This is a genomic window from Vreelandella sp. DA03-1M (genome assembly GCF_055725665.1).
Map to the genome: position 1 here is coordinate 4,390,448 of NZ_CM146798.1, position 24,190 is coordinate 4,414,637.

Sequence of the window (24,190 nt, forward strand, 5' to 3'; positions counted from 1 at the left end):
GGTTCGCTACTCGCTGACAACCGCTCAAGGGTGAGGTAACGAGGATGGCTACACTCGGCCCAATAACGCCATCTTGCGTACCACTGACCACCCATGACCTGCTGGCTATTGGTCAGCGCTTCGGGATCGACTACCGCTTTCCCGAAGCGCCCGAACGCTCCCAGCCAGCCCCTTGTGTTGCCCGTGGGCGGGTGATGGACGTCGAGATAGACCCCACACTGCGCGTGACACACTCGGATCTTGACGTCCTGCACGCTTACGCCTCCACTTCCCGGCGTGCCGCGCCGTGGTTTCTCAGCGTGATACTCGAGGGCCATATCCAAGTCGGTCTCGGGCACCAGTCGTTTCAGTTGCAGGCTGGCGACGCCTTCAGTGCGCATTTCAACGAGCAGACCGGGCTTGAGGTCTTCCAGCCCGCGCCACAGCGTTTGCGCATCCTCAACGTATCGCTTCTGGCTTGTAAAGAGCTGCCCTCTTTCTCGTCCATTAACCCTTCGCCTATCGATGTTGCCCCTCCGGCAACGCCCGTACTGCATACCTGGCAGGTGCCGCAGTTCCTTATTCATAGCCTGGAGGCAGCGCTGGCTTCGAACTGGCCAGTAGAGCGACAGCGCCTGCTATGGCAAGGTCTCGCGCTCCAGTTATTAGCTCATGGGTTGCCTGCCGCCTCCCTTGAGTCCAACGACGCAGGAAAAGCAGTTAGCCTGCCGTCGGGTCTAACCCAACGCGATCACCAACGCCTGGAGTGCTTGCGTCAGCAGCTCGAACACTCCCCCAACCAGGATTATCGGCTTGAGCAGTTGGCCCGCAATGCCGCGATGAGCCCGAGCAGCCTACGCACCAAGTTTCACCGCTGTTACGGCTGCTCAATATTCGACTACCTAAGACGTTGTCGCCTGACCCAAGCTCAAGCGTACTTACGCAAAGGTTATAGCGTGCAGCAAACCGCTCACGCCTGCGGCTACCGCCACGCCACCAATTTTGCCACCGCCTTTAAACGCGCTTTTGGCATTGCGCCTCATGAAGTGTTCCATCGCCATTAAAGGCCGCAGGGTTGTTTTGGGAGCGCTAAGTTCCTTTGTTGGGCGTTTTTTGGCACCACGCATACGCCCTTTGTCATTGCGCATACCTTTCAGCCGTCATTAAGCGCAATAATTCTCATTAACACATTGGTTAATTGATGCTTACTGCAGGTGCCTCCCATGTTTATCCCCCATCACCGTTTTCTACGCGCTCCGCTTAGCGTCGCCGTTCTCTCAGCACTGGCTGCTTCCCCGGTATACGCTCAAGAAAACAACGAGTTAGCCACCGTCACGGTCACTGCCCAGCAGGCGGCTACCAAAGTGGAAACGCCCACGATCGAAATACCCCAGAGCGTTTCCACCATTACCCGCGAACAGATGGACAACCGCGGGGTAAGTACCGTACAGCGCGCCACCGACTACACGCCCGGTGTTTACAGCAACCAGATTGGCGCCTCCAACCGTTTTGATTACCTGGTACTCCGCGGGTTTTCTGACGGCAGCTTGAGCAATACGTTTTTAGATGGGTTAAAGGTGATGGGTGATGCCAACTCCCATAGCAGTATGCGCATCGATCCGTGGTTTCTAGACAGCATAGAAGTTGTCCGCGGGCCCGCCTCGGTGCTCTATGGCCGCGCCTCCCCTGGCGGCGTGGTCGCCCTGAACAGCAAGCAGCCAGAGTTTGAACAGAGCGGTGAGCTACGTTTTCGAGTGGGTAATAATAACCAGCGCAGCGCCGCTTTTGACCTCACCGGGCCGATTGGCGAAGAACAACGGGTGGCCTTTCGCCTAACCGGGATTGCCAGCGCCGCGGATACCCAGTTTGGCCCGGCGGAAGAGGAGCGCTATGCCATTGCTCCCCGGCTCACCTGGGATATCACCGATGACACCAGCCTCACCGTAGAAGCCTACCTACAGGATGAACCCGAAGGCGGCTACCACTCCGGCGTACCTTATGAGGGGGCCGTGGTCGCCCATAATGGCCGCAAAATCAGCAATAACTTTTATGATGGTGAAGAGGATTACGACGCCTACGAGCGCACCCAGCGCATGGTCGGATACGCCCTGGAACACCGCTTCAACGAACAGGTGACCGGCCGCCAATTGATGCGCTATCTCAATTCCGACGTGGTGCTCAATCAGGTCTATGGCTATGGCTGGACATCCCCTTCGTCTGACGAGCTCACCCGCTACTACTCCGGCAGCAATGAATCCCTGGAAGCCTGGACACTCGACAACCAGTTAGAAGCCACCCTCAGCAGCGGCTTTATGGATCACACACTGCTTGTCGGGGTTGATTACCAGCAGCGAACAAACGACGTATCGTGGCCCTCTGGGTATTTCCCACCGCTCAATGCCTTTAATCCCGTCTATGGCAGTGACCCCATCGAGTTTTACGCCCCTATACGCGAACGCCATGAGATCGACCAGACAGGGGTTTACCTGCAAGACCAGATAGCCCTCGATAACTGGCGCTTTACCCTGGGTGGCCGCTACGACTGGGTCAATATCGACAATGCCAACCGCGATAGCGGTGATAACAGCTCCCTCAGCGACACCCAATTTAGCGGCCGCGCCGGGGTGGTCTACCTGTTCGATAACGGCGTGGCGCCCTACCTGAGCTACTCCACCGCGTTCACCCCCACCAGTTTCGTAGATGAGAATGGCGATCTGCTCCAGCCCATGGAAGGCGAACAGTGGGAAACCGGCGTTAAATACCAGCCTAACGGTAGCCAAAACCAATACAGCGCGGCGCTGTTCCATATCAGCCAGGAGAACGTCGCCACCAAAGAGCAGCCCACCGACCCATACCGCGCTGTAGGGGAGATCGAATCCCAAGGGCTGGAGCTGGAAGCGCAAACCCAGCTAACGGATACTCTCTCGCTTCAGGCAGGCTACAGCTTCACCGACATCACTTATGCCAAAAGCGATGATGGCAACCAGGGCAACAACGCCATTTACTCACCCCGACACCAGGTTCAGCTATGGGGCCACTACGAGGGCAACAAAGGTTGGCTAAACGGTGTGGATATGGGGATTGGTGTACGCCACTATGCGGATATTGCCGCTGACCGGGCTAACACCGAAAGCGTACCCGACTACACGCTGGTGGATGCCACCCTTGGTTACGATCTCAGCCAACTCGGTGTTGAGGGTGTTGAGACACGTTTGAATGTGAGCAACCTGCTGGATAAAGAGTACGTGGCTTCCTGCAACTCCCTGGAGTACTGCTACTTTGGCGCCGAGCGGAGCGTGACGGCCAGTGTCCACTATCGTTTCTAAACTTTCGTTTTAAGCACTGCTAAGTAATCCTTGGCACATCTGCCCAGGCAACGACGCCTGGGCAGTTTGCTTTCTGAAAACAGGTTTGCAAACAATAAATATTATCGTTTAAATACATCACTTATTTTTCTGGATAGCCTTTCTCCACCATGCGCCACGCCACCCCGCTATCTTTTCTCGCACGCTGCGGGCTGTTCGCCGTTTGCCTCCTGGCCTTCTCCACTGCCCAGGCGCAGTGGGCGACGGTCGATTGGACCATCGCCGAAACACTCATGGCCATTGATGCCCCTGTTAGCAGCGTTGCCCAGCAGGACGCGTATCACGACTGGGTGGGCGAGCCCCGCATCCCCGAGAGCGTCAGCGATATGGGTCTGCGCACCCAACCTAATTTAGAGCTACTGGCCCAAATACCGCCCGAACAGACACTGATCTCTCCCATGTTCGCTGGCTTAACACCGCGCCTGGAGCGAATCGCCCCGGTCACCTCGTTCGCGATCTACTCCCCCGGCACCGATACCTGGCAAGAGATGCAAACCCTGACCCGCCAGTTGGGCGAGTTAACCGAGCGTCAGCCCCAGGCCGAGCAACTGATCAAAGAAACCCAAACCTTGATGGCCACGCTGCGCGAATCCCGGCCCCTCTCACAGTCAGAAATCGCGCCGTTACTTATGGTGCAGTTTATGGATGCCCGCCATGTGCGTGTCTTTGGCGATAACAGCCTCTACAACGCCGTTCTTGAGCAGCTCGAACTCCCTAATGCCTGGGATCAGCCCACCAACGCCTGGGGATTTGCGCTGGCGGGGGTTGAAGCGCTGGCACGCTACCCTGAGGCAATGCTGGTTATCATCGACCCGCTCCCCGCCGGGGTAGAAGAGCAACTTGCAAAAAGCGGCCTGTGGCAGCACCTTCCCAGTGTTAAAAACAATCGATTGCTGCGCCTGCCGCCGGTATGGAGCTTCGGCGCATTACCTTCGGCTCAACGCTTTGCCAAGGAACTGACCGCAGCGCTGGAAGCAGCGCCTGCACAATAATCACACAGCAGGACGCTACCAAAGCGTTATTAACTAAGGTAGTTTAAGACTTAAATTAAAGTAGATTGTGCTCACATTAGGGTCAGAGCTTTTACCAAAAACCAGCGAGGGACGGCGATGACGTTAGCCATTGTAGCCACGCGCGCAGGCGTAGGTTTAGACGCACCAGCGGTGCATGTAGAGGTGCATTTAGCTAACGGTTTGCCAGGCCTAACGCTGGTGGGCCTACCGGAAACCGCTGTGAAAGAGAGCCGCGAACGGGTACGCAGTGCGTTGGTTAACGCAGGCTTTGACTTCCCCAACACCCGGCGTATTACCCTTAACCTTGCTCCTGCTGATCTCCCCAAAGAGGGCGGCCGTTTTGATTTGCCCATTGCCCTGGGCATTCTCGCCGCTTCTGGGCAAATGCCGGTTGAGGCATTGGAAGGCATGGAATGCGCTGGTGAGTTGGCCCTAGATGGCAAACTGCGCGCAGTGCCGGGAATACTGCCCTTTGCCCTGGCTACGCGGCGGGCAAAAAAAGCGCTGATTATTCCCCGCGACTGCGCCGATGAAGCGGCCCTGGCAGGCGACTTACCGGTACTGCCTGCCGACACGCTATGGCAAGTCGTCGCCCACCTACTCGACCAAGAGAAGATCCTCCCGCACAAGCTCAGTGCCTCGGTTAAGGCCTCTACGCCGGTGGATGACCTCGCCGATGTGCGCGGCCAGCAGCAGGCGCGGCGTGCGCTCGAAGTCGCCGCTGCTGGTGGTCATAATCTCCTATTCGCAGGCCCACCAGGCACCGGTAAAACCATGCTGGCCAGCCGCCTGCCAGGCATTCTGCCGCCGCTTTCCGAAGAGGATGCGCTGGAAGTCGCCGCCGTGCGCTCGGTCTGCGGCCTGCCACTGGAAGCTGATTGGGGCAAAAGGCCATTCCGCCAACCCCATCACAGTGCCAGCGCCGCCGCCCTGGTCGGCGGCGGCTCAAAACCCAAACCCGGCGAGATTTCACTCGCCCACCACGGCGTGCTGTTTTTAGACGAACTCCCCGAGTTTTCCCGCCATGTATTAGAAGTGCTTCGGCAGCCACTAGAAACCGGTACGATCCATTTAGCCCGCGCCAGCCATGAACGCCGTTATCCAGCTCGGTTTCAATTGGTAGCCGCCATGAACCCTTGCCCCTGCGGCCACTTAGGCGATCCGCGCCAGCGCTGTCAGTGTACCGCCAGCCAAATCCAGCGTTATCAAGCGCGGCTTTCTGGGCCGCTGCTGGACCGTATCGACCTTCAAGTGGAAGTGCCCGCGCTGCCACCCGAACAGCTTACTGCGCAAACCCAAGGCGAATCATCAGCAGCGGTGCGTGAGCGAGTAATAGCCGCCCGGGAGCGACAAATGGCCCGCGGCGCGCTGAACAGCCAGTTAAGTGGTAAAGCCCTGGAAGCCGCCTGCGACCTGAATGATGAAGAACGCGCCTGGCTGGCGGGCGTGCTCGAAAAGCTCAAGCTTTCTGCCCGCGCCTACCACCGCGTTTTGCGGGTGGCACTTACCCTAGCCGACCTGCAGGGTGAGCCCAAACCCACTCAACCGCACTTTATTGAAGCGATTGGCTACCGGCAGTTGGATCGGATGTTGAAGGGAGCTTAACGAAAAGCGGCACTAGGATTGATTCTCGCTAAGCTGGTCTACAAACCCATCCAGCGCTTCAAACAGCACCTCCCGGATGGGATCGGCTTCATTTACCAAGTGGTGGCGAGCTTCCGGGTGGCGGTGAATTTCGGCATTGGGAAACTTCTTCGCCAGAATCGCTAAATTCCACTCCCAATCGACGGTCAGATCCTGCTCGCCCTGGAGTATCAGGGTAGGCAGCGGATTGGGCTCCTGGGCCAGTAGGCGGGGCATCCAGCGGCGCATAGCGCTCACCCAGGCAACGCTCAAGCGCTCTGGCTGCAGCGGGTCACCCTCGCGTAGAAACTCGGTGAACTGCTCGTCGGTAGAGTTGGGGCGATATTTACGCGGCAACTCTTTTACAAACGGGCTGGCAATCAAGTGCAGCCAGCTGGTTTGGCTCCATCCCCAAGGCCGCACCAGGGGCGCCAGCAGCACCAAACCCGACCAACCGGAAGCCTCACGGCGGGTGAGTGCATCGGTAGCTAAAATCGCCCCACCGGTACTCTGGCCCACGCCTAACCACGGCGCAGGCGCCATGCCTTGGCTCTTTAGGGTCGTCTGCAAATGGGCCAGGCAGTGCTGATAATCATCGAAATCTTCTATTGCCGCCCGCGCACCGCTGGAAAGGCCGTGGCCGGGAAGATCCCACAGCACGACTCGCCAGCCTTTAGCCAGCAGGCGTTCAAGCAAATGGCGATATAACCCCATATGATCGAAATAGCCATGTACCACAAAGGCAGTACCCACTGGCCGCGGGGGGCTCCACACTTGGCACCACAGCGCAAAGCGCCCCGTATCGATAAAGCCTGCATGCACTTCACTGGTATCTAACAGCAGTGCTTCTAAGCCATAGTGGTGGAAATAGCCTTGCATGGCGTCTGCCAATACTTCCCCTGGCAACAGGCGGCTGAGGGCGGTATCGCCCGAGGCGTGGCGAAACAAGCCTTCCAGATGTTGGAAATCACGCATCGTTGTTTCTCCATAACGCCATTTTCCGTTGGCCTAGACGCGGCTGATGAGCCGCGTTCCCAAACCCTAATACCTAGTCATTTGGTCGAGCATTTTAGCGCATTAGGGTCTACGCTGTTTACATGCCCGAGCAGGTGTGGAATTATTTTCCATAAATACATTTTACTCTGACCGTGGCCAACACATTCCCCCCACGGGCATCCTCACAGGAGAAACCCCATGAGCGAGCGTATCACGCGCCACCGTTTACAGGTGGCAGCCGATTTAGATCGTTTTATCAATGAGCAGGCGCTACCGGGAACAGGCGTTGATGAAAATGCCTTTTGGGCCGGTGTGGATGCCCTGTTTCATGATTTGACCCCGAAAAACCGTCAATTACTGGAAGAGCGCGACACGCTGCAAGAGAAACTCGACGTATGGCACCGAGAAAATCCCGGCCCGGTGACCGATATGCCGGGATACCGCCGCTTCTTAAAAGAGGTTAACTACTTGGCAGAAGCGCCGGCTAACGTCAAAGCGACCACCGCCAACGTTGACCGGGAAGTCGCCGTTCAGGCAGGCCCGCAGCTGGTGGTGCCGGTGAGCAATGCACGCTATGCGTTGAATGCGGCTAACGCGCGCTGGGGCAGCCTTTACGACGCCCTGTACGGCACCGATGCGATTTCCGAAGAGGATGGCGCGGAAAAAGGCACCAGCTTCAACCCGAAACGTGGCGCCAAAGTGATTGCCTACGCCCGTGGCGTGCTTGACCGCGCGGCACCGTTGGCCACAGGTTCTCACCGTGATGCGGTGAAATACACCATTCGTGATGAGCACCTGGTGGTGTCGTTGGAGGGTGGTCGTGAGACGGGCCTTAAGGATTCCGGGAAGCTGATCGGTTTTACCGGTCAAGCGGCTAAACCCGACGCGATTCTGTTGGGTAACAACGGCCTGCACCTGGAAATCCAGATCGATCCCAACGACTCCATCGGCAAAACCGACCCGGCAGGCGTTAAAGATGTCGTGGTGGAAGCTGCACTGACCGCCATCATGGATTGCGAAGACTCCGTAGCGGCTGTGGATTCAGAAGACAAGGTCGGTGTTTACAGCAACTGGCTGGGCCTGATGAAGGGCGATCTGGAAGAGAAGATCGAAAAAGGCGGCAAGACGTTTACCCGCAAGCTGAACGCCGACCGCACCTGGCAAACCACCGATGGCAGCAGCGTCACGCTACCTGGCCGCTCGCTGATGTTCGTGCGTAATGTGGGTCACCTAATGACCACACCAGCGATTCTGGATGAGAACGGCAACGAGCTACCGGAAGGTATTCTTGATGCGGTGGTTACCTCGCTGCTCGCGCTGCACGACCTGAAGAAAGACGCTGACCAGCCGCGCAACTCGCGCACTGGCTCGGTTTATATCGTCAAGCCGAAGATGCACGGCCCTAAAGAAGTTGCCTTCGCCAACGAGCTGTTTAGCCGCGTTGAAGACATTTTGGGCATGCACCGCGACACCCTGAAAATGGGTATCATGGACGAAGAGCGTCGCACCACCGTTAACCTCAAGGCGTGTATCGCTGAAGCGGCTTCACGGGTGGCGTTTATCAACACCGGCTTCCTCGACCGTACCGGCGACGAGATGCACACTGCCATGGAAGCGGGCCCGATGGTGCGCAAGGGCGATATGAAAAGCGCCGCTTGGATTCAGGCCTACGAGAAGAGCAACGTGCAAGTGGGTCTTGCCTGCGGTCTGCGCGGTCGTGCCCAGATCGGTAAAGGCATGTGGGCCATGCCTGACCTGATGCACAACATGCTGGAGCAGAAAATCGGCCATCCTAAAGCCGGTGCCAACACCGCTTGGGTGCCTTCGCCCACGGCTGCTGCGCTGCACGCGCTGCACTACCATCAGGTCAACGTCACCGACGTTCAGCGCGAGCTGGAAGCGTTGGGCGAGCCCGACTACCTGGACGACCTACTCACCGTACCGGTAGCGGAAAACGCCAACTGGTCGGATGAAGAGAAGCAGCAGGAGCTGGACAACAACTGCCAGGGTATTCTCGGCTACGTAGTACGCTGGGTAGAGCACGGCGTGGGCTGTTCAAAAGTGCCGGATATCCACAACGTGGGCCTAATGGAAGACCGCGCCACGCTGCGTATCTCCAGTCAGCACATTGCCAACTGGCTACACCACGGCATTGTCGATGCACCGCGAGTGGAAGAAACCCTTAAGCGCATGGCCAAGGTAGTCGACGAGCAGAACGCAGGCGACCCGACCTACACCGCTATGAGCGCCGACTTTGAAGGCTCTACCGCGTTCAAAGCTGCCTCAGACCTGATCTTCAAAGGTCGCGTACAGCCCTCCGGCTACACCGAGCCACTACTCCACGAGTGGCGCCAGGTGCACAAAGCTAAACGTGCATAAGATTAAGTAAGCCCGCTCGCTTACTCACATAGCCCCAAGGCTCGCGCCTTGGGGCTTTTTATTTAGGCTGATTGACGTTAACGTTAAATAAAACGTGAGGAATAATAACAATGACCGTAATGACGGCTGAGCAGATTGAGCACTTCCTGGATGAGGTCTTTCCCCAGCGAATGGGCAAGATAGAGAATGTGGGCGAGATGCGCGCTACGATGCGCTTAGCGATCGGCAATGAACATCTTCGCCCTGGGCCGCGGGTTTCCGGGCCCACGATGATGGGTTTTGCGGATGTGGCCATGTATGTCGCTATTTTGGCCCAGATTGGCCCCGAAGCGATGGCGGTCACCAGCGACCTTAACTGCCACTTTCTGCGCGCGGCTTCCGGTGATCACGACATTATCGCCCACGCCAAGCTGATCAAACTCGGCCGCCACCTAGCGGTGGGCGAAGTACAGATTTTTTCAGCCAGCGATGACACGCGCCCCGTGGTGCATGTCACCGCCAGTTACGCTCTGCCAGACGCACCGCTAGACAACGCTTAATGCAACCGCTGGTTAAGGCGCTAGGGTCATGAACGGGGTATCTTCCTGGTCGGTAAACGCATACACATTGTAAGGGGCCTCTTGCGGCCCCGGCATACCCGGCGTACCCATGGGCATCCCGGCCAAACCAATGCCGTCGATATCAGGTTGCGTTTCAAACAGTGCCTGCACCGCGTCCATCGGCACATGGCCCTCAATCCAGTACTCGCCTATTTCGATGGTATGGCACGACCCTAAACCATAGGGAACACCTGCCTGTTGCTTGATATCACTCAGTTCAGCGTCATCCACGATAGTGACATCAATGCCCAGCTCTTCAAGATGGCGTGCATAGGCATCGCAGCAACCGCACTGAGGGTTTTTGTACAAGGTCGCCTCGGCAGGCAGTGCCGCGTGCGCCGAGGTCGCCCCGAGAACTAGAGCGCTAGATAGTAATATTGAGGTGGTTAAGCGGCTCATAAATACCCTCCTGATTAAGAGCGAATAAAGAAACGTTGGTAAGCGACGCAGCATCCAATTGAAAGCTTACAACCTATGTGTCGCCCCAAGGTCAAGCTAGCTCAACGCTCAGTGCTAGGGAGTTGATCGATCATGCGATCCAGCGTCATCGGGTACTCACGAATCCGAATACCGGTGGCATTGTAGATCGCGTTGCCAATCGCAGCCGCTACGCCGCAAATACCCAGCTCACCCACCCCTTTTGCTTTTAGGGGCGATGAAGCAGCATCGGTGGTATCTAAAAAGATGACCTCCTGTTCGGGAATATCCGCATGTACCGCCACTTCGTAGCCTGCCAGGTCGTGGTTGACGAAGAAGCCACGCTCGGTATCCACGCTCATGCCCTCGGTCAAGGCAGCGCCTACGCCCATGGTCATGCCGCCAATTACCTGGCTGCGCGCCGTGATGGGGTTGAGGATGCGGCCTGCATCGCACACGGCCAGCATGCGCCGCACGCGGGTTTCCCCGGTATAGGCATTCACGGCCACCTCGACAAAGTGCGCGCCGAAGGTACCAATCTCCAGCTCGTCCTTGAAGTCGCCAAAGTTGATCGAATCCTCAGCCACTATCTCTTCGCCATCGGCTATGTCGGCCAGCGCCATATCTGTCTGTCCGGCGACCACGCGGCCCTTTTCAAAGCGCGCCTCGTCAACGTTCAGGCGCTTGGCGATCTGCTGCTGAAGCGCCACACAGGCAGCATATACGCCAGCGGTGGCGCTAGTCGCACCAAACTGCCCGCCTGATCCGGAGGAGGTTGGGTAGGCGCTATTGCCAAGACGCACTTCTACGTCCTGCATCTCCATTCCCATGGTTTCTGCCGCCGTCTGGGTCAGGATGGTGTAGGAGCCGGTACCGATATCGGTCATATCGGTTTCCACGATCAGGCGCCCGTTCTGCAAGCGCACCCGCGCGCCTGAGGTCATGGTGGGCGCGCCGCGATAGGCACCGGCCATGCCGTGGCCAATCAGCCACTGGCCTTCGCGCCGACCGCCCGGCTTAAGGTTACGCTCAGCCCAGCCGAAGGTGTCGGCGCCCTTACGCAGGCACTCCACAAAGTGACGTTCGGTGAAAGGCTTAGAGGGCTCCTCGGGGTTGACCTGGGTGTCGTTGAGAATCCTGAACGCCACAGGGTCCATGCCGAGCTTCTCCGCCATCTCGTCCATGGCGATCTCCAGCACCGCCAGCCCCGAGGCTTCACCAGGGGCACGCATGTCCGCCGATTCGGGCAGGCCCATATCGATAGGATGGTGCGCCACGCGACGGTTTTCGCCAGCGTAGAAGCAGCGGGTCTGGTTGACCGCGTCTTCACCGCTGCCGCCGAGTAGCGTATGGGAAACGGCAGCATGTTCAAAAGCGGTAATCTTGCCATCTGACCCGGCCGCGATGCGCAGACGCTGAATGGTGCCGGAACGGTGCGTGGCGTTGTTGAAGATCATCGGGCGCGGCAAGGCAACCTTAACCGGCCGCCCGGTCTCGCGCGAGCCAAGTGCCGCCAGCACCGCATCGGCGCGTAGCCACAGCTTGCCGCCAAAGCCACCGCCCACATAAGGGCTTTCCAGGCGGATTCTGTCAGCGTCGATATCAAAGGTGGTGGCGAGCGCCTGGCGCGTCCACTCGATCATCTGGTTCGACGTCCATACCGTCATCTGGCCGCCATCCGACCAGTCCACGATAGAAGCGTGGGGCTCCATCATGGCGTGGCTTTGCGACGCGGTGCGGTAGGTTTCATCCAGTGTGACCGGCGCGGTAGCAAACGCCGCATCTACATCGCCGACGTTAGCCACCGGCTCGCCGGTGCTCTGAAGGCGCGTCCAGGCGTCTTCAAGATCAAACACGCCTTTCGCCTCTTCGTAGCGCACCTCGATCAATGACGCCGCCCCACGCGCCTGCTCCAAGGTATCGGCGACCACCACCGCGATGGCCTGATGGTAGTGCTCAACGGTGGCGCCGCCGAACAGGTGGGCCACATTGCTGTCGGCACGCGCCAGCGGCTCAAGCTCCAGAGTGGTAATAACGGCCGCCACGCCGGGTGCAGCGCGGGCAGCCGAGGCGTCCATATGAGTGATTTTTCCCCGGGCAATCGTTGCGCACACGGGGTAACCCACCAGTTGGTTGGCTGCCACATCATGCCGTTCGTAGGCATAGGGTGCGCGACCGGTTACCTTGAGCAGACCGTCGATTCGCGCGTGAGGCTTGCCGATAACGCGAGCATGATCGAACAGATTATCTTCCGTTGATTGATTAAAATCCATGGGTCACTCCTGAGCCAGCAGCGCGGCGAGCGTTCGTTCTGCTAGGGTAAGCTTGTAGGCGTTCTCTTGCGTTGGGCGGGCGCCGTCCAGTAAGCGGGCCATGACAGCCGATGCACCCTGCGGTAACGCCGCATCGGCGTCATCACGGCGCCAGGGCTTGGGTGCCACGCCGCCCAGGGCAACGCGCCCCGTTCCGTCGGGGGCTTGAATCAGCGCAACGGACACCAGCGCAAAGGCGTAAGAGGCCCGGTCGCGCACTTTATAATAGGCGTGGCGACCCTCAACAGGCGGCGGCAGCAGCACGGCGGTGATCATTTCGCCTGCTTGCAGAGCAGTCTCCACCTCCGGCGTATCGCCGGGTAGTTGATAAAACTCATCCAGCGTCAGTCGACGTATTTCACCGGTTGACGTCACGGTTTCTACTTCGGCATCCAGCACGCAAAGGGCAACGGCCATATCAGAAGGGTGCGTGGCAATACACGCATCGGACGTGCCGATAATACCCAGTTGGCGCGTGGCGGCGCCTTTGCTCAACGCTGCGCAGCCCGCCCCGGGCGAGCGCTTGTTGCAGGGCATGCCAGTGTCATAAAAGTAGCCACAGCGCGTGCGCTGGAGCAGGTTGCCGCCGGTGGTCGCCTTGTTACGCAACTGGCCGGAGGCACCCGACACCAGCGCCCGGCTCAATACCGCGTAGTCCTTACGGACCCGGGTATCCGCCGAGAGCGCGGCGTTGCTGACCAGGGCACCAATGCGCAGGCCGCCCTCATCCGTCGGGGTAATCTCGTCAAGACCCGTGCCCCCTACGTCGATCAGGTGCTTGGGGATTTCGATCTCATGTTTCATCAGGTCCAGCAGGTTCGTACCGCCGGCAATAAACTTGGCGCCCGGCACTTCCGCCGCACGGGCCGCCGCCTGGGCCGGGTCGCTGACGCGTTCGTAGGAAAAGGCTTTCATGAGCGCACCTCCGCAACCTGGTTGATGGCTTTGAGAATGTTGGCGTAGGCGCCGCAGCGGCAAAGATTGCCCGACATCCGCTCACGAATTTCCGCATCGCTGATCTCAATAGGCGCATTCAGATCTTTGGTAACATGGCTTGGCAGCCCCGCTTGAATCTCTTCAAGCACCGCCTTGGCCGAGCAGATCTGCCCCGGCGTGCAGTAGCCGCACTGGAAGGCGTCATGATCGACAAAGGCTTGCTGCATAGGATCAAGATGACCGACCTCAGCTGCCCCTTCGATGGTCGAAATATCATCGCCTTCATGCATGACCGCAAGGGACAAGCAGGCGTTGATACGTTCGCCGTTCACCGACACCGTGCAGGCGCCACACTGGCCGTGGTCACAGCCTTTCTTGGTGCCCGTTAGCTTAAGCTGCTCACGCAGGGCATCCAGCAGCGTTGTGCGATTATCCAGGGTTAACGTATGCCGTTCGCCATTAACGGTTAGTGAAAAGGTGCTGCTATCGGGGTTCACGGTCTTGGGGTGTCTTTCGACGTTATTAGAGGAGTTCATTGCTATATGCCTTCCTTGCGCGTTGCTTTCGCTTATTTAGTGCCATAAGGCCTTTAGCATAGACACTATTCCTTCAGGCAGCCCAACTGCGTAAGGTGCGCTACGCTATGACACGTCTATCCACGCAAGCGAGGCAATGGATGCCGCTTGCTCACTACTGGAATCGTTTGAAATGCAGCATTTGGACTTGCAGGTTATCGATCAAGCGCTTACCTGGTCCCGAGAGGGCGAAACGGTCTGGCTGTGCACCGTGCTCGCCACGTTTGGATCATCGCCCCGCGCCCCCGGCGCCTGGATGGCGGTGACCAGAGACGGCAGGCACCTGGGGTCGCTCTCCGGCGGCTGCGTGGAGGATGATTTCATCAAGCGCCTAGCCGAGGGGCAGTTTGAAAAATCGGCGACCGTTATACGCTACGGCGATGCAGACGACGCTCAGGGCGGGCATATCGCACTGCCCTGCGGTGGCATTCTAGAGGTATTGGTGGAGCGCCTACCTGCCACGCCGGATATACGCGAGCACCTTGGCACGTTGAAGGCGACGCTTGAAGGCCACCGCCAGTTGATGCGCCATGTCGATATTCACGCTGGTACGCGCTACTTTTCCGACGACACCACATTAGGGCCGCGGGTGGTCTGGCCCAGTGAAGTGAGCGCGCCGCACCGGCTAAAAATGCGACTCGCGCCCGCACGGCGGTTGATCATTGCCGGCATTTCGCCCGTTTCCCACGCCTGCGCTTCGTTTGCCGCCACATTAGGGTTTGAGGTGATTGTCTGCGACCCCGACGAAGCCGCCTGCCAGGCGTTTGATGTTCCAGGGGTCACGGTCAAGGCGCAACTGCCTTCCCAGTACATTGCCGCCAACGGCTGCCACGGCTCCACGGCCATTGTGGCGCTCACCCATGATCCACGTATTGACGACCTGGCGATGATGGAAGCGGTGCGCACACCTGCGTTTTATATCGGCGTGATGGGCTCAAAGCGCACATCAACTGCGCGCGCCGAGCGGCTGATTCGCTCAGGAGGGCTGACCGAAGAGCAAGTCGAGCGACTGCATATGCCGATTGGCCTAGCGCTTGGCAGCATGACCCCGGCGGAAATTGCCCTCGCAATCATGGGGGATATCGTCAGGGTCCAATACGGAAAAGCTACCAATGAGCTCTAGCAATGTCGTCGCCCTGGTGATGGCAGCTGGCTACTCGCGCCGATTTGGTGAGGATGACAAGCGCTGCGCAACTTTAACCGACGGACGCTCGCTGTTGGCAGCCTCTGTCGCGAATGCCGAGCAAGCCTTTCCTATACTGCGCGTGGCAATCCGTGAAGAGGATGATGCGACCCTGCTAGGCCTTGCAGAAAGCACGCCTCTGGTGCGACTTCATCAGGCACATCTTGGGTTAGGGGCAAGCCTCGCCGATGCGATGGCCGCGCTTAGCCACGACGCCCGCCTGAAAAGCGTCGAGGCGGTCGCGATTTTATTGGGCGATATGCCCTGGATTCACCAGAAGACGCTGCTGTCGTTACAGCGGCAAGCCACTCGCGACACCATCGTGCGGCCCTGCCATGAAGGCAAGCCGGGGCATCCGGTTATCTTTGGGCGTATGCTTTGGCCCGCGCTTGAAGCGCTAAGCGGCCATACGGGGGCCAAAGAGATTATTCGCCACAACGCCGCGCACTACCGTGAGTATCAGGTGCAGGATGCGGGTACGCTGATGGATATCGACGTGCCCGCTCACTTAGCGTCATAAAAACACGCTACCCCTGGCGGAGCGTAATGCGGGTTAGCTCTGAGGGCTTGCCGAGGCGTAAAGCAAACCCTGGCCATAAGCCTGTACCGTTATTGACGTACAGCGTCATGTCTTGAATATCATAAAAGCCTGAGACGAAACCATTGTTAGCGCTGGCAACCAGTCGATCGAAACCAAGAATCATCCCCCCGTGAGTATGCCCGGAGAGCTGCAGATCCACACCGGCAGCAGCCGCAGCCACCGCATTGCGGGGTTGATGATCCAGCATAATAATCGGCGAGTCGCTCGGTGCCCCTGCTATCGCTTCCTCGACATTCGGCGCAGCAAAAGCGTGCCTGGCGGCCGTAAAATCCGTCACTCCCGCAAGGACTAAGTTCGCCCCCTCGTTGTTGATCACAATGTGTTGATTTGCCAATACCTGCATGCCGAGCGACTGGTAATACTCCATCCACTGCGGGTAACCAAAATAGTACTCATGATTACCCGGAATGGTATAGACGCCGTCGGGCGCTGAAAGCGCTTGTAAAGGGGCCACATCTGCACGACGCACATCCAGGTCGCCATCGATCAAATCCCCGGTGATGACGATTAGATTTGGCTCAAGCGCATTGGCCTTTGACACCACCGCTTCAACCCAAGGGGCTTCAAACAGCCGGCTGATATGCAGATCAGTTAACTGCACAATCTCATACCCATCAAACTCCGCTGAAAGCCCTTGAATGGCCACCTCGATATCCTTAACCGCAGGAATTCTAGCTGCTTGGCTGACGGCAAAAGCAGCCACGCCTAACGCCAACGCTCCCATGCTGTAACGCAGCGAAGAGGGAATGGCGACACGCCTTCTTTTTACTGCCATTAGCATCAGCGCTATCGCATCAACCACTAGCTGAAACACTGCTAGAAACAGCATCGTGCCGAAAATCCAATTGACGACCAGCACAATAGCTCTTGGCACCTCAGGAGAAAACATGGAGCCAAAAGCCATCAAGGTAAGCCAATGATGCTGAGCCACCAGCAACAGCGCAACGCTGAGGAGAGCTTTAAACCAGAGCGGCCATTTGAGTGGCACTAAATAGCGAAGAATAACAATCAGGCAGGGTATGGCGACGACAAAATGAAACATAGAGATGCTCATGAATGGGAAGAAGCGCGGCGCACAGCCACGCGAATATTTGGCCTACAAAGGTGCCTACTGCTTGGCCATCAGAGCGACGACCGCAAACGCCAGCCACCCGGCCATTAACAAAACGCCGCCAATGGGCGTCACAATGCCGAGGCTTAGCCCCGCCAAGGCCATTAAGTAGAGCGAGCCGGAAAAGCACACAACCCCTAGTGTCCACAGCGCCAGCACCCAACGCTGACCTGCCAGCGGATGTACTCGACGCCACACCAGTACGATCATAATGGCTAGGGTGTGCCACGCCTGGTAAAGCACGCCGGTCTCGACGGCACTCACCATGGCCTCGGTCGTGCGCGCCGCCAAGCCGTGTGCCGCATAGGCGCCCAGTATTACCATCATGGCGCCTGATAGCGCCGCTATACACCACCACACTTTATCTGTTTGTTGCACACTGCTCTCCTGCTTCAATTTCATCTCTCACTTTCACTTGGTCCATCGTGCTGATTATACCCACGGCGTACCTTGCGCGGCGCTAAACCGCTACAATAGAGAACGAACTGCCATGACGAATGAGACGCGCCCTATTATGTCTATACAGATACGTCTAAACGGTGAACCTCATACACTGTCCACCGGCCTAACCGCCGCCGACCTAGTGGAACAACTGGGTCTTAGTGGCCGTCGTATTGCCGTGGAAATTAACGAAGAGATTGTCCCCCGCAGCCAACACGCCGACACCCACTTGGCCAATGGCGACCACGTGGAAGTGGTTCACGCGATTGGCGGTGGCTAAAGGAAAAACTATGACGCAATTAACGCATGAACCGCTAGCGGATACGCCGCTCACCATTGCCGGGCGCGATTTTCATTCGCGCCTGCTGGTGGGCACTGGCAAGTACAAAGACTTTACCGAAACCGGTGCCGCCATTGCCCAGAGCGGCGCAGAGATTGTGACCTTTGCTGTGCGCCGTACCAACTTAGGCCAGGACGCTGGAGCGCCCAACCTGCTGGACGTTATCTCGCCGGAGCGCTACACCCTGCTGCCCAATACCGCCGGCTGCTATAACGCTAAAGATGCTGTGCGCACCTGCCGGTTGGCCCGCGAACTGCTCGACGGCCACAACTTGGTCAAGCTGGAAGTCCTCGGCGACGATCACACGCTGTACCCCAATGTGGTCGAGACGTTAAAAGCCGCTGAAACGCTGCTCGCTGACGGTTTTGACGTCATGGTTTACACCAGCGACGATCCCATTGTGGCACGCGAACTGGAAGCCATGGGCTGCTGCGCCATCATGCCGCTGGGCTCGCTGATCGGTTCTGGCCACGGCATTCAAAACCCGCACAACGTGCGCTTGATTGTTGAGCAGAGCAGCGTACCGGTGCTGATAGATGCAGGCATTGGCACGGCGTCAGACGCTGCCATGGCGATGGAGCTAGGCTGTGACGGCGTGCTGCTGAATACCGCTATTGCCCACGCTCGCGACCCGCTGCGCATGGCCAACGCCATGAAGCTGGCCGTGGAAGCCGGACGCGATGCGTTTCTAGCCGGCCGCATGCCGCGCCGCCAATCTGCTGATCCCTCTTCACCTTTCGCTGGCCGTATTAACGGTTAATTGATTCGAGACCCCATGACTGAACCCAACGATAGCGTACCCGAACGTCACGCCGCGCCCGAAAGCAACGCCACCACAGGGCCGGAAGGTACGGATGCACCGCTGCATCGCCGCGGCATTAAAAGCTATGTGATCCGCGCGGGCCGTATGACCCAGGCGCAAAACCGTGGCTTAGAAGATATCTGGCCGCGTTTTGGCCTGACCATCGCCGACGGCCGCCAAGACCTGGACGTCCTGTTTGGCCGTCAGGCACCGCGGGTAGTAGAAATCGGCTTTGGCATGGGCAACTCGCTGATTGAACAGGCCGAAACACACCCGGATACCGACTTTATCGGCATTGAAGTGCACGCCCCTGGCGTTGGCAAACTGCTCGATGAAGTGGATAAGCGCGGCCTGACTAACCTGCGCGTTTACCGCGAGGATGCCCTGGCGGTGCTGGAGCAGTGCCTGCCCGAAGGCTCTCTGACCACGCTGCAGCTGTTCTTCCCTGACCCGTGGCCGAAGAAGAAACACCACAAACGGCGCATCGTACAGCCTGCCTTTGTTGAGTTGATCCGCACTCGCCTGATGCCTGGCGGCACCTTCCATATGGCCACCGATTGGGAAGCCTACGCAGAGTGGATGGCCGAGGTAATGGAAGCGGCCCCCGGCTATGCCAACACCGCCAGCGCCGAAACCGCCCCGTATGTGCCACGCCCGGCGTTCCGCCCATTGACCAAGTTTGAAGCCCGCGGCGAGAAACTCGGCCACGGCGTGTGGGATTTGATTTATCAACGAAAGGGGTGACTTACTCAAACGCCGCTGGCAAAGCGTCATTAAATCTAATAAAAGCACGTATTAGAAAAAAGAAAGCCGCTCCAAGGGAGCGGCAAAAAGACCGTGACTAGCAATGAGAGGGAGAAACCATGACAGTAAACTGGCGGTTTCTGTCGTGGTTGCCAACGTCTCATCAAACGCTGACAATCACACTATAATCATTCTCATTTACCTCGTAAATACAAATACGAATATTTTTTATTTAAAGCCTGAGTCTGCCTATCCATCAGCTTACCAATCGCAGCCAAAACGGTAGCGTCGCCATGGCCAATAGGGTTTGTCCGGTGATAATGGCCGCCATCAGTTCAGCATCGCCGCCCAGTTGGCGGGCTAAAATATAGGCAGACGTAGCGGTGGGCAGCGCTGCAAACAGGAGCGCCACGTCACGACTGACCGGATCTAGTTGCAGCACCCAGGTTAATGCCAAGACAAACGCGGGCAGCAGCAGCAGCTTAACGCTATTGGTAGCCAGCACGCCGCGGTCAATACGCATCAACGCCGCCGGGCGCAGCGCTACCCCCACCGCTACCAGCCCCAGTGGCAACGCCGCACGCCCCAATAACTCGACCGTGTCCTGACTCCAACCAGGTAGACCGACACCGGAAAGGTTCAGGCCAATGCCCGCCAAGCAGGCCAGAATTAGCGGATTTTTAATCAGCGCCATTGCGCTTTTACCCACGCTAGCGCCGCCCAGAGTGCCAGCGGCCACAAAGCTAGCCACACACATCACGTTAACCACCGGTACCATTAGTGCCACAGCGACTGCTGCAGTGGTCGCTCCCAAGCTGCCGTGTAGCGCAGCGGCACCAGCAACGCCCACATAAGTATTAAAGCGTACCGCCCCTTGAAACACCGAGGTAAACGCAGCGGGCGTAAGCCGTAACCAGCCCCGTAAACGCCAAAGCAGTATGCCAAACAGCACCATCGCGCCCAGTAATACCAGTGCTAGGCGGCCTACCGGCACTTGGCTCACATCGGCAGTCGCCAACGTTCCCACCAGCATGGCGGGGAACAGTACAAAATAAATAAGCCGCTCCATCTGCGGCCAGAAAGTATCGCTAGGCCAACGCCAATAGCCGAGCACGGTGCCCAGTAAAATCAATAAAAACAGGGGGCCTAAAGCGCCAGTGATACTCTCCATTTGCGTCCCTTTTGCCTGCGACATCCCAGCACAGCGATATCGGCTCGATTACTGTTACCATGGCGAAACACCCGCCTCACGGCTTGCGTAGCGATTATTCTGCCATGAAGATGATATCAAAACCTGCACACCCGGCAGGCTTTCCTGCTTTAAGGGTACTGATACTGGTCACTGGTATAGCGCTGGCTGCCTGTGCCTGGTATGCCTTTGCCCATTGGTTGCACCGCGATAGCGATGTGACTTGGTTTCCCCCCGCTGCAAGCTGCAACTTGCATACAGCGCCTTGTTCCGCCACGTTGGGCGATAAAGGCAGCATCACCCTCCATGTTCAAGCGAGCGGGCGGATTGACGCATTAGAGATATTACCACTGGAAGTCGAGGTCGATGGTGTGACGGCCACTCAGGTTGACGTCGATTTTGTGGGCAGGGACATGGACTTAGGCCTGCACCGTTTTGCCCTCAGCGCCAGTACCCCAGGCCACTTTGAAGGCCAGGGCCAAGTAGGGATTTGCACCCAGAATGTTATGCCCTGGCGAGCGCGTGTCATACTGGACACCGCAGAGGGTAAAGTCGGTAGCTGGTTCGATTTTGACGTGATTCGGAGTTAATACACATGGCAAGTAAACCGTTATGGCTGGGCGCAGGAGTGGCTGCTGTATTAATCGTGGTCAGCGGCATCGGCCTCTATCAATACGCTTTCGCCCCCAACAGTGACGAACCCGTGGGTGGCCCCGTGGAAATGCCCTCCACTCAGGGAGATTTCTCGTTGACCCAGCTGGATGATGACCAACTCGCCATTCTGTCGTTTGGTTACACCTACTGCCCCGATATCTGCCCAATGACGCAGTCGGTCAAACGCCAAGCCCTGGCCCAGCTCACTGATGCACAGCGCGAGCGTGTGGTGCCGGTGATGATTACCGTTGACCCCGAACGCGACACCATAGAGCGCATGCAGGAGTACATGGGTTTTTTCGGTGAGGAATTTATTGGTGCGGTAGGCAGTCAGGCACAGCTTGAAGATGTCGCTTCACGCTATGGCGTGATTTGGAGAAGAGTCGAAGCACCGGATTCAGCAATGGCTTACACCATTGATCACAGCGCCTCGCTTTTTTTAGTCAACAGCGAGGGGGATATTCTTCAGCGGGTACTCTACTCGCCCACCCCCCATGGCTTAGTCTCGGCATTGGAGAGTGAACTGGGTGGTTAGTCCACTCACTCTGATGCGCTTTCGGGAGCAGTTTGCAAGCGATCCAGCATCGCCAGCAGCGCGCCAATTTGGGTACCGCTACGGGTATCGTGCTGCGGGCTTAGTTGCCACGTACTTTCAGCAAACCCCCACCAGTCCCAGCAGCCCTGCGGGTTCGCCATACTGCTTTCCGCCTGGGGATAAAGCACAATTTGCTGATGCGCTGCCGCCCAGGCATTTAGCCCAGTATAGCGTATGAACGTATCGCCAATCGCTTCTTCATTCATTTGGCAGCCGTGCAGTGCCAGCGTTACCGGGCACTCGCCCGCTTCGCAGCCTTCAGGTATAAACACATAGCCAGTGTCGGCTAAGCCTTTTACCGAAAATTCTGACTGATCAAACGCAACTAGTTCGCCACCCTGCTCGCCCTCTGGCTGACTACTAGGCTCGCCAGCGTCCGAGACCTCACGTTCGGGGTAGAGCCAATCCAGCATTTCTCCGGCAATATCTTCATCGCAAGATAATAAGAAACTACCGCCCCCCTGACGACAATCTCCCCACTCCTGGGGCCCAGGGGCGGCTTCACTGGGTAACCGTACCGGCCAACCATGCCCCGCATTTTTGCTGCGCGCAACGCGTAGCTGGTCAGGCGAGTCAAGCCACTGCTGCCACTGCTCAGCCAGCAGGTCGCCGAGCAGTGGCTCAACCACTTCGTCCTCTTCGCCGTGCCACAAATAGGCCCTGAGCTGGCTAAGCGCCTCGGCGCTACCTACCTGTTCAAGCCCGAGATAGCGCTGGTGGCGAGACTCAAGCTCATCTAATGAAGGCGCGCCGCGGCGCGTCATCATGCACTGGTTAAGCGCCAAACTCAGCGAGCCTTGTGCACAACTCCAAGGCCCCGCCGCCAGTACGCCCAGGCCACTAAACCGTTCTGGCCAAGCGACCGCCAGCTGGGTCGCCATATAACCGCCCGACGACACCCCCACCACGCTGGCCTGCTCACTCGCAGCACTCAATGCAGGCAAATCTTCGGGCTCACTGGCCGTCTCGGCTTGTGCTAGTAGCGGTGTGCATAGACCTAAGCAAGCTACTGCCCGAGCAAAAGAATACAGGCTGGAAGAGGGGGTTGAAGTCATCGTTTATTCGACGCCTAACAGTTCAACGCGAAAGGTCAGTACTTCATTGGGTCCAATTGGCCCTTGGCCATTCTCGCCATAAGCAATATCCGCAGGGATGTATAGCATCCAGCTATCGCCAACGCTCATCATCTGCAGCGCTTCCTGCCAACCTTCGATCACTTGGTTGGTTTGGAAACTGACGGATTCACCGCGCTCAAAAGAGCTATCGAAAACGGTGCCATCCAGCAGCATGCCTTCATAGTTCACTTCGACGGTATCTTCAGGGCCAGGCGTGGCACCATCACCAGATTCAAGCACTTCATACTGAAGGCCAGAGTCCGTCACTGTCACTTCTTCACGCTCGGCGTTTTCAGCCAGGAAAGCTTCGCCCTCTTCGAGATTGTTCTGCGCCATCTCTTCAGCTTCGGCTTCACGTGCTTGCATTGATTGCTCTTGGAACGCCATCAACGCTTCAGTCATCTCTTCTTCACTAAGCGCTAAATCATTACCTTCAAACACGTCACTCATACCGTCGTGAAACGCATCCAAGTCGAGGTCTTTGATATCGGCCTGCATGCTTTCACCCAGAGTGACACCCAGGCTGTAAGCCAAACGCTGTTCATCGGTTTCGGGCGCTGCCGCTGCAAAAGGGGCGACCAAAAGCAAACCTGTCAAAGCCGTGGTAGAGAGCAGTAGTTTCATGAAAGATCCTTTTATCTTTTATATAGCGGCACCGAACGCCTATCTGGGTCACTTAAAGATTAACACCCACCGCCCCAAGCTGCATCTTTAGGGCGGTGGGTGTTAATAAGACCATAAAGCAAGCAAGAGGTTTAACTGATTTAGACGACCAACGTAGGACAGTGAGCGGCGCCAGCAACCCGCTGAGAGACACTGCCCAGCAGCGGATTCTTTTCGCCGTTGGTGCCCTGGGCGCCAATCACGATCAGATCGCACTCTCGTTTACGGGCGAAACGCACAATAATTCGCGAGGGGCGCCCGCCTTTTACAAAGGCACGCACGCGGGAGTCATCAGCGCCCAGCTCAATAGCATGCGCTTTCGCATGTATAGCGATCTCGGTGGCGTACTCTTTTAACGCATCGTCAGGAATATCCAACTGATTGGGCCGCACCATAGAGAGTGAGGCTTCCAACAGGCTGTGGTGTTTAAACACGCACAGCAGATAAAGCTCAGCGCCGGTTAGCATCTGCAAGCCTACCGCCTTCTCCAGCGCCCTTAAGGCGCCTTTTGAGCCATCCACCGGGACTAATATGCGATTAAACATTCGCGTACTCCTT

General features: G+C 57.7%; 24 protein-coding genes. 13 read left to right on the forward strand and 11 right to left on the reverse strand.

All coding sequences use genetic code 11. The features are described from left to right. The first annotated feature begins 44 nt into the window (after positions 1-44). The 4 genes from ACXUPB_RS20425 to ACXUPB_RS20440 all read left to right on the forward strand — a co-directional run bounded on the left by ACXUPB_RS20425 (position 45) and on the right by ACXUPB_RS20440 (position 5,962). Positions 45-1,043 (forward strand): helix-turn-helix transcriptional regulator, encoded by a 999-nt coding sequence (locus ACXUPB_RS20425; RefSeq protein ID WP_472954436.1) that lies wholly within the window; start codon positions 45-47, stop codon positions 1,041-1,043. Positions 1,044-1,202: 159 nt separating this feature from the next. Continuing rightward, positions 1,203-3,305 (forward strand): TonB-dependent siderophore receptor, encoded by a 2,103-nt coding sequence (locus ACXUPB_RS20430; protein WP_472954438.1) that lies wholly within the window; start codon positions 1,203-1,205, stop codon positions 3,303-3,305. A 149-nt stretch (positions 3,306-3,454) separates the two neighbouring features. Then, a complete protein-coding gene (locus ACXUPB_RS20435) occupies positions 3,455-4,336 on the forward strand; it encodes an ABC transporter substrate-binding protein (protein ID WP_472954441.1) in 882 nt (293 codons plus the stop codon). Positions 4,337-4,453: 117 nt separating this feature from the next. Beyond that, a complete protein-coding gene (locus ACXUPB_RS20440) occupies positions 4,454-5,962 on the forward strand; it encodes a YifB family Mg chelatase-like AAA ATPase (protein ID WP_035555072.1) in 1,509 nt (502 codons plus the stop codon). 12 nt (positions 5,963-5,974) lie between these two features. On the opposite strand, the gene ACXUPB_RS20445 is transcribed toward ACXUPB_RS20440, so the two are convergent. Continuing rightward, positions 5,975-6,955, reverse strand: coding sequence for an alpha/beta hydrolase (locus ACXUPB_RS20445; RefSeq protein WP_035555069.1), 981 nt, complete (start codon positions 6,953-6,955; stop codon positions 5,975-5,977). 219 nt (positions 6,956-7,174) lie between these two features. On the opposite strand from ACXUPB_RS20445, the gene ACXUPB_RS20450 reads away from it, so the two are divergent. Together ACXUPB_RS20450 and ACXUPB_RS20455 are read left to right on the forward strand one after the other, a co-directional pair. After that, on the forward strand, positions 7,175-9,355 hold the full coding sequence (locus ACXUPB_RS20450; protein ID WP_035555066.1) for a malate synthase G: 2,181 nt from the start codon (positions 7,175-7,177) through the stop codon (positions 9,353-9,355). Between the two features lie 110 nt (positions 9,356-9,465). Then, positions 9,466-9,894: a PaaI family thioesterase gene (locus tag ACXUPB_RS20455; RefSeq protein ID WP_472954444.1), complete on the forward strand. Its 429-nt coding sequence runs from the start codon at positions 9,466-9,468 to the stop codon at positions 9,892-9,894. A 12-nt stretch (positions 9,895-9,906) separates the two neighbouring features. On the opposite strand, the gene ACXUPB_RS20460 is transcribed toward ACXUPB_RS20455, so the two are convergent. From ACXUPB_RS20460 to ACXUPB_RS20475, 4 genes are all read right to left on the reverse strand, one after another. Continuing rightward, positions 9,907-10,353 carry a DUF411 domain-containing protein gene (locus tag ACXUPB_RS20460; protein ID WP_179915048.1) on the reverse strand — a complete coding sequence of 149 codons (447 nt, stop codon included), beginning with the start codon at positions 10,351-10,353 and terminating at the stop codon, positions 9,907-9,909. A 101-nt stretch (positions 10,354-10,454) separates the two neighbouring features. Beyond that, the gene (gene paoC / locus ACXUPB_RS20465) at positions 10,455-12,644 is read right to left on the reverse strand and encodes an aldehyde oxidoreductase molybdenum-binding subunit PaoC (protein ID WP_472954446.1); all 2,190 of its coding nucleotides are present in this window, start codon (positions 12,642-12,644) and stop codon (positions 10,455-10,457) included. 3 nt (positions 12,645-12,647) lie between these two features. After that, entirely contained in the window at positions 12,648-13,598 is a 951-nt protein-coding gene (locus tag ACXUPB_RS20470) for an FAD binding domain-containing protein (RefSeq protein WP_472954448.1), read from the reverse strand. Then, positions 13,595-14,155: a 2Fe-2S iron-sulfur cluster-binding protein gene (locus ACXUPB_RS20475; protein WP_472954450.1), complete on the reverse strand. Its 561-nt coding sequence runs from the start codon at positions 14,153-14,155 to the stop codon at positions 13,595-13,597. Before ACXUPB_RS20475 ends, ACXUPB_RS20470 begins: the two co-directional genes overlap by 4 nt. 136 nt (positions 14,156-14,291) lie before the next feature. On the opposite strand from ACXUPB_RS20475, the gene ACXUPB_RS20480 reads away from it, so the two are divergent. Further along, the gene (locus ACXUPB_RS20480; protein ID WP_472954452.1) at positions 14,292-15,317 is read left to right on the forward strand and encodes an XdhC family protein; all 1,026 of its coding nucleotides are present in this window, start codon (positions 14,292-14,294) and stop codon (positions 15,315-15,317) included. Beyond that, positions 15,307-15,897: a nucleotidyltransferase family protein gene (locus ACXUPB_RS20485; RefSeq protein ID WP_472954454.1), complete on the forward strand. Its 591-nt coding sequence runs from the start codon at positions 15,307-15,309 to the stop codon at positions 15,895-15,897. The genes ACXUPB_RS20480 and ACXUPB_RS20485 overlap by 11 nt, the downstream gene beginning before the upstream one ends. Before the next feature lie 7 nt (positions 15,898-15,904). Here the strand turns inward: ACXUPB_RS20485 and ACXUPB_RS20490 are convergent, their stop codons facing one another. Together ACXUPB_RS20490 and ACXUPB_RS20495 are read right to left on the reverse strand one after the other, a co-directional pair. Further along, complete coding sequence (locus ACXUPB_RS20490; RefSeq protein WP_472954457.1) at positions 15,905-17,020, reverse strand: metallophosphoesterase; 1,116 nt, start codon at positions 17,018-17,020, stop codon at positions 15,905-15,907. 66 nt (positions 17,021-17,086) lie between these two features. Beyond that, positions 17,087-17,467: a DUF423 domain-containing protein gene (locus tag ACXUPB_RS20495; protein WP_472954460.1), complete on the reverse strand. Its 381-nt coding sequence runs from the start codon at positions 17,465-17,467 to the stop codon at positions 17,087-17,089. Between the two features lie 136 nt (positions 17,468-17,603). Between ACXUPB_RS20495 and thiS the strand changes: the two genes are divergently transcribed. Genes thiS through trmB form a run of 3 tightly spaced genes read left to right on the forward strand, consistent with a single transcriptional unit; the run spans position 17,604 to position 19,416 of the window. Then, on the forward strand, positions 17,604-17,810 hold the full coding sequence (gene thiS / locus ACXUPB_RS20500) for a sulfur carrier protein ThiS (RefSeq protein WP_472956771.1): 207 nt from the start codon (positions 17,604-17,606) through the stop codon (positions 17,808-17,810). A 10-nt stretch (positions 17,811-17,820) separates the two neighbouring features. Next, complete coding sequence (locus ACXUPB_RS20505; RefSeq protein ID WP_472954462.1) at positions 17,821-18,630, forward strand: thiazole synthase; 810 nt, start codon at positions 17,821-17,823, stop codon at positions 18,628-18,630. A 15-nt stretch (positions 18,631-18,645) separates the two neighbouring features. Continuing rightward, on the forward strand, positions 18,646-19,416 hold the full coding sequence (trmB, locus tag ACXUPB_RS20510) for a tRNA (guanosine(46)-N7)-methyltransferase TrmB (protein WP_472954464.1): 771 nt from the start codon (positions 18,646-18,648) through the stop codon (positions 19,414-19,416). Positions 19,417-19,672: 256 nt separating this feature from the next. Here trmB and ACXUPB_RS20515 read toward each other — a convergent pair whose 3' ends face one another. Continuing rightward, a complete protein-coding gene (locus ACXUPB_RS20515) occupies positions 19,673-20,587 on the reverse strand; it encodes an AEC family transporter (RefSeq protein WP_035555010.1) in 915 nt (304 codons plus the stop codon). Positions 20,588-20,691: 104 nt separating this feature from the next. On the opposite strand from ACXUPB_RS20515, the gene ACXUPB_RS20520 reads away from it, so the two are divergent. Next, complete coding sequence (locus tag ACXUPB_RS20520; RefSeq protein ID WP_472954465.1) at positions 20,692-21,195, forward strand: hypothetical protein; 504 nt, start codon at positions 20,692-20,694, stop codon at positions 21,193-21,195. A 5-nt stretch (positions 21,196-21,200) separates the two neighbouring features. Then, positions 21,201-21,794, forward strand: coding sequence for an SCO family protein (locus tag ACXUPB_RS20525; protein WP_335597752.1), 594 nt, complete (start codon positions 21,201-21,203; stop codon positions 21,792-21,794). 5 nt (positions 21,795-21,799) lie between these two features. On the opposite strand, the gene ACXUPB_RS20530 is transcribed toward ACXUPB_RS20525, so the two are convergent. The 3 genes from ACXUPB_RS20530 to ACXUPB_RS20540 all read right to left on the reverse strand — a co-directional run bounded on the left by ACXUPB_RS20530 (position 21,800) and on the right by ACXUPB_RS20540 (position 24,177). Then, positions 21,800-22,909 carry an alpha/beta hydrolase family protein gene (locus ACXUPB_RS20530; RefSeq protein ID WP_335597753.1) on the reverse strand — a complete coding sequence of 370 codons (1,110 nt, stop codon included), beginning with the start codon at positions 22,907-22,909 and terminating at the stop codon, positions 21,800-21,802. A 3-nt stretch (positions 22,910-22,912) separates the two neighbouring features. After that, a complete protein-coding gene (locus ACXUPB_RS20535) occupies positions 22,913-23,593 on the reverse strand; it encodes an FKBP-type peptidyl-prolyl cis-trans isomerase N-terminal domain-containing protein (RefSeq protein ID WP_472954466.1) in 681 nt (226 codons plus the stop codon). A 140-nt stretch (positions 23,594-23,733) separates the two neighbouring features. Then, the gene (locus ACXUPB_RS20540) at positions 23,734-24,177 is read right to left on the reverse strand and encodes a universal stress protein (protein WP_035554995.1); all 444 of its coding nucleotides are present in this window, start codon (positions 24,175-24,177) and stop codon (positions 23,734-23,736) included. Positions 24,178-24,190 lie beyond the last annotated feature (13 nt).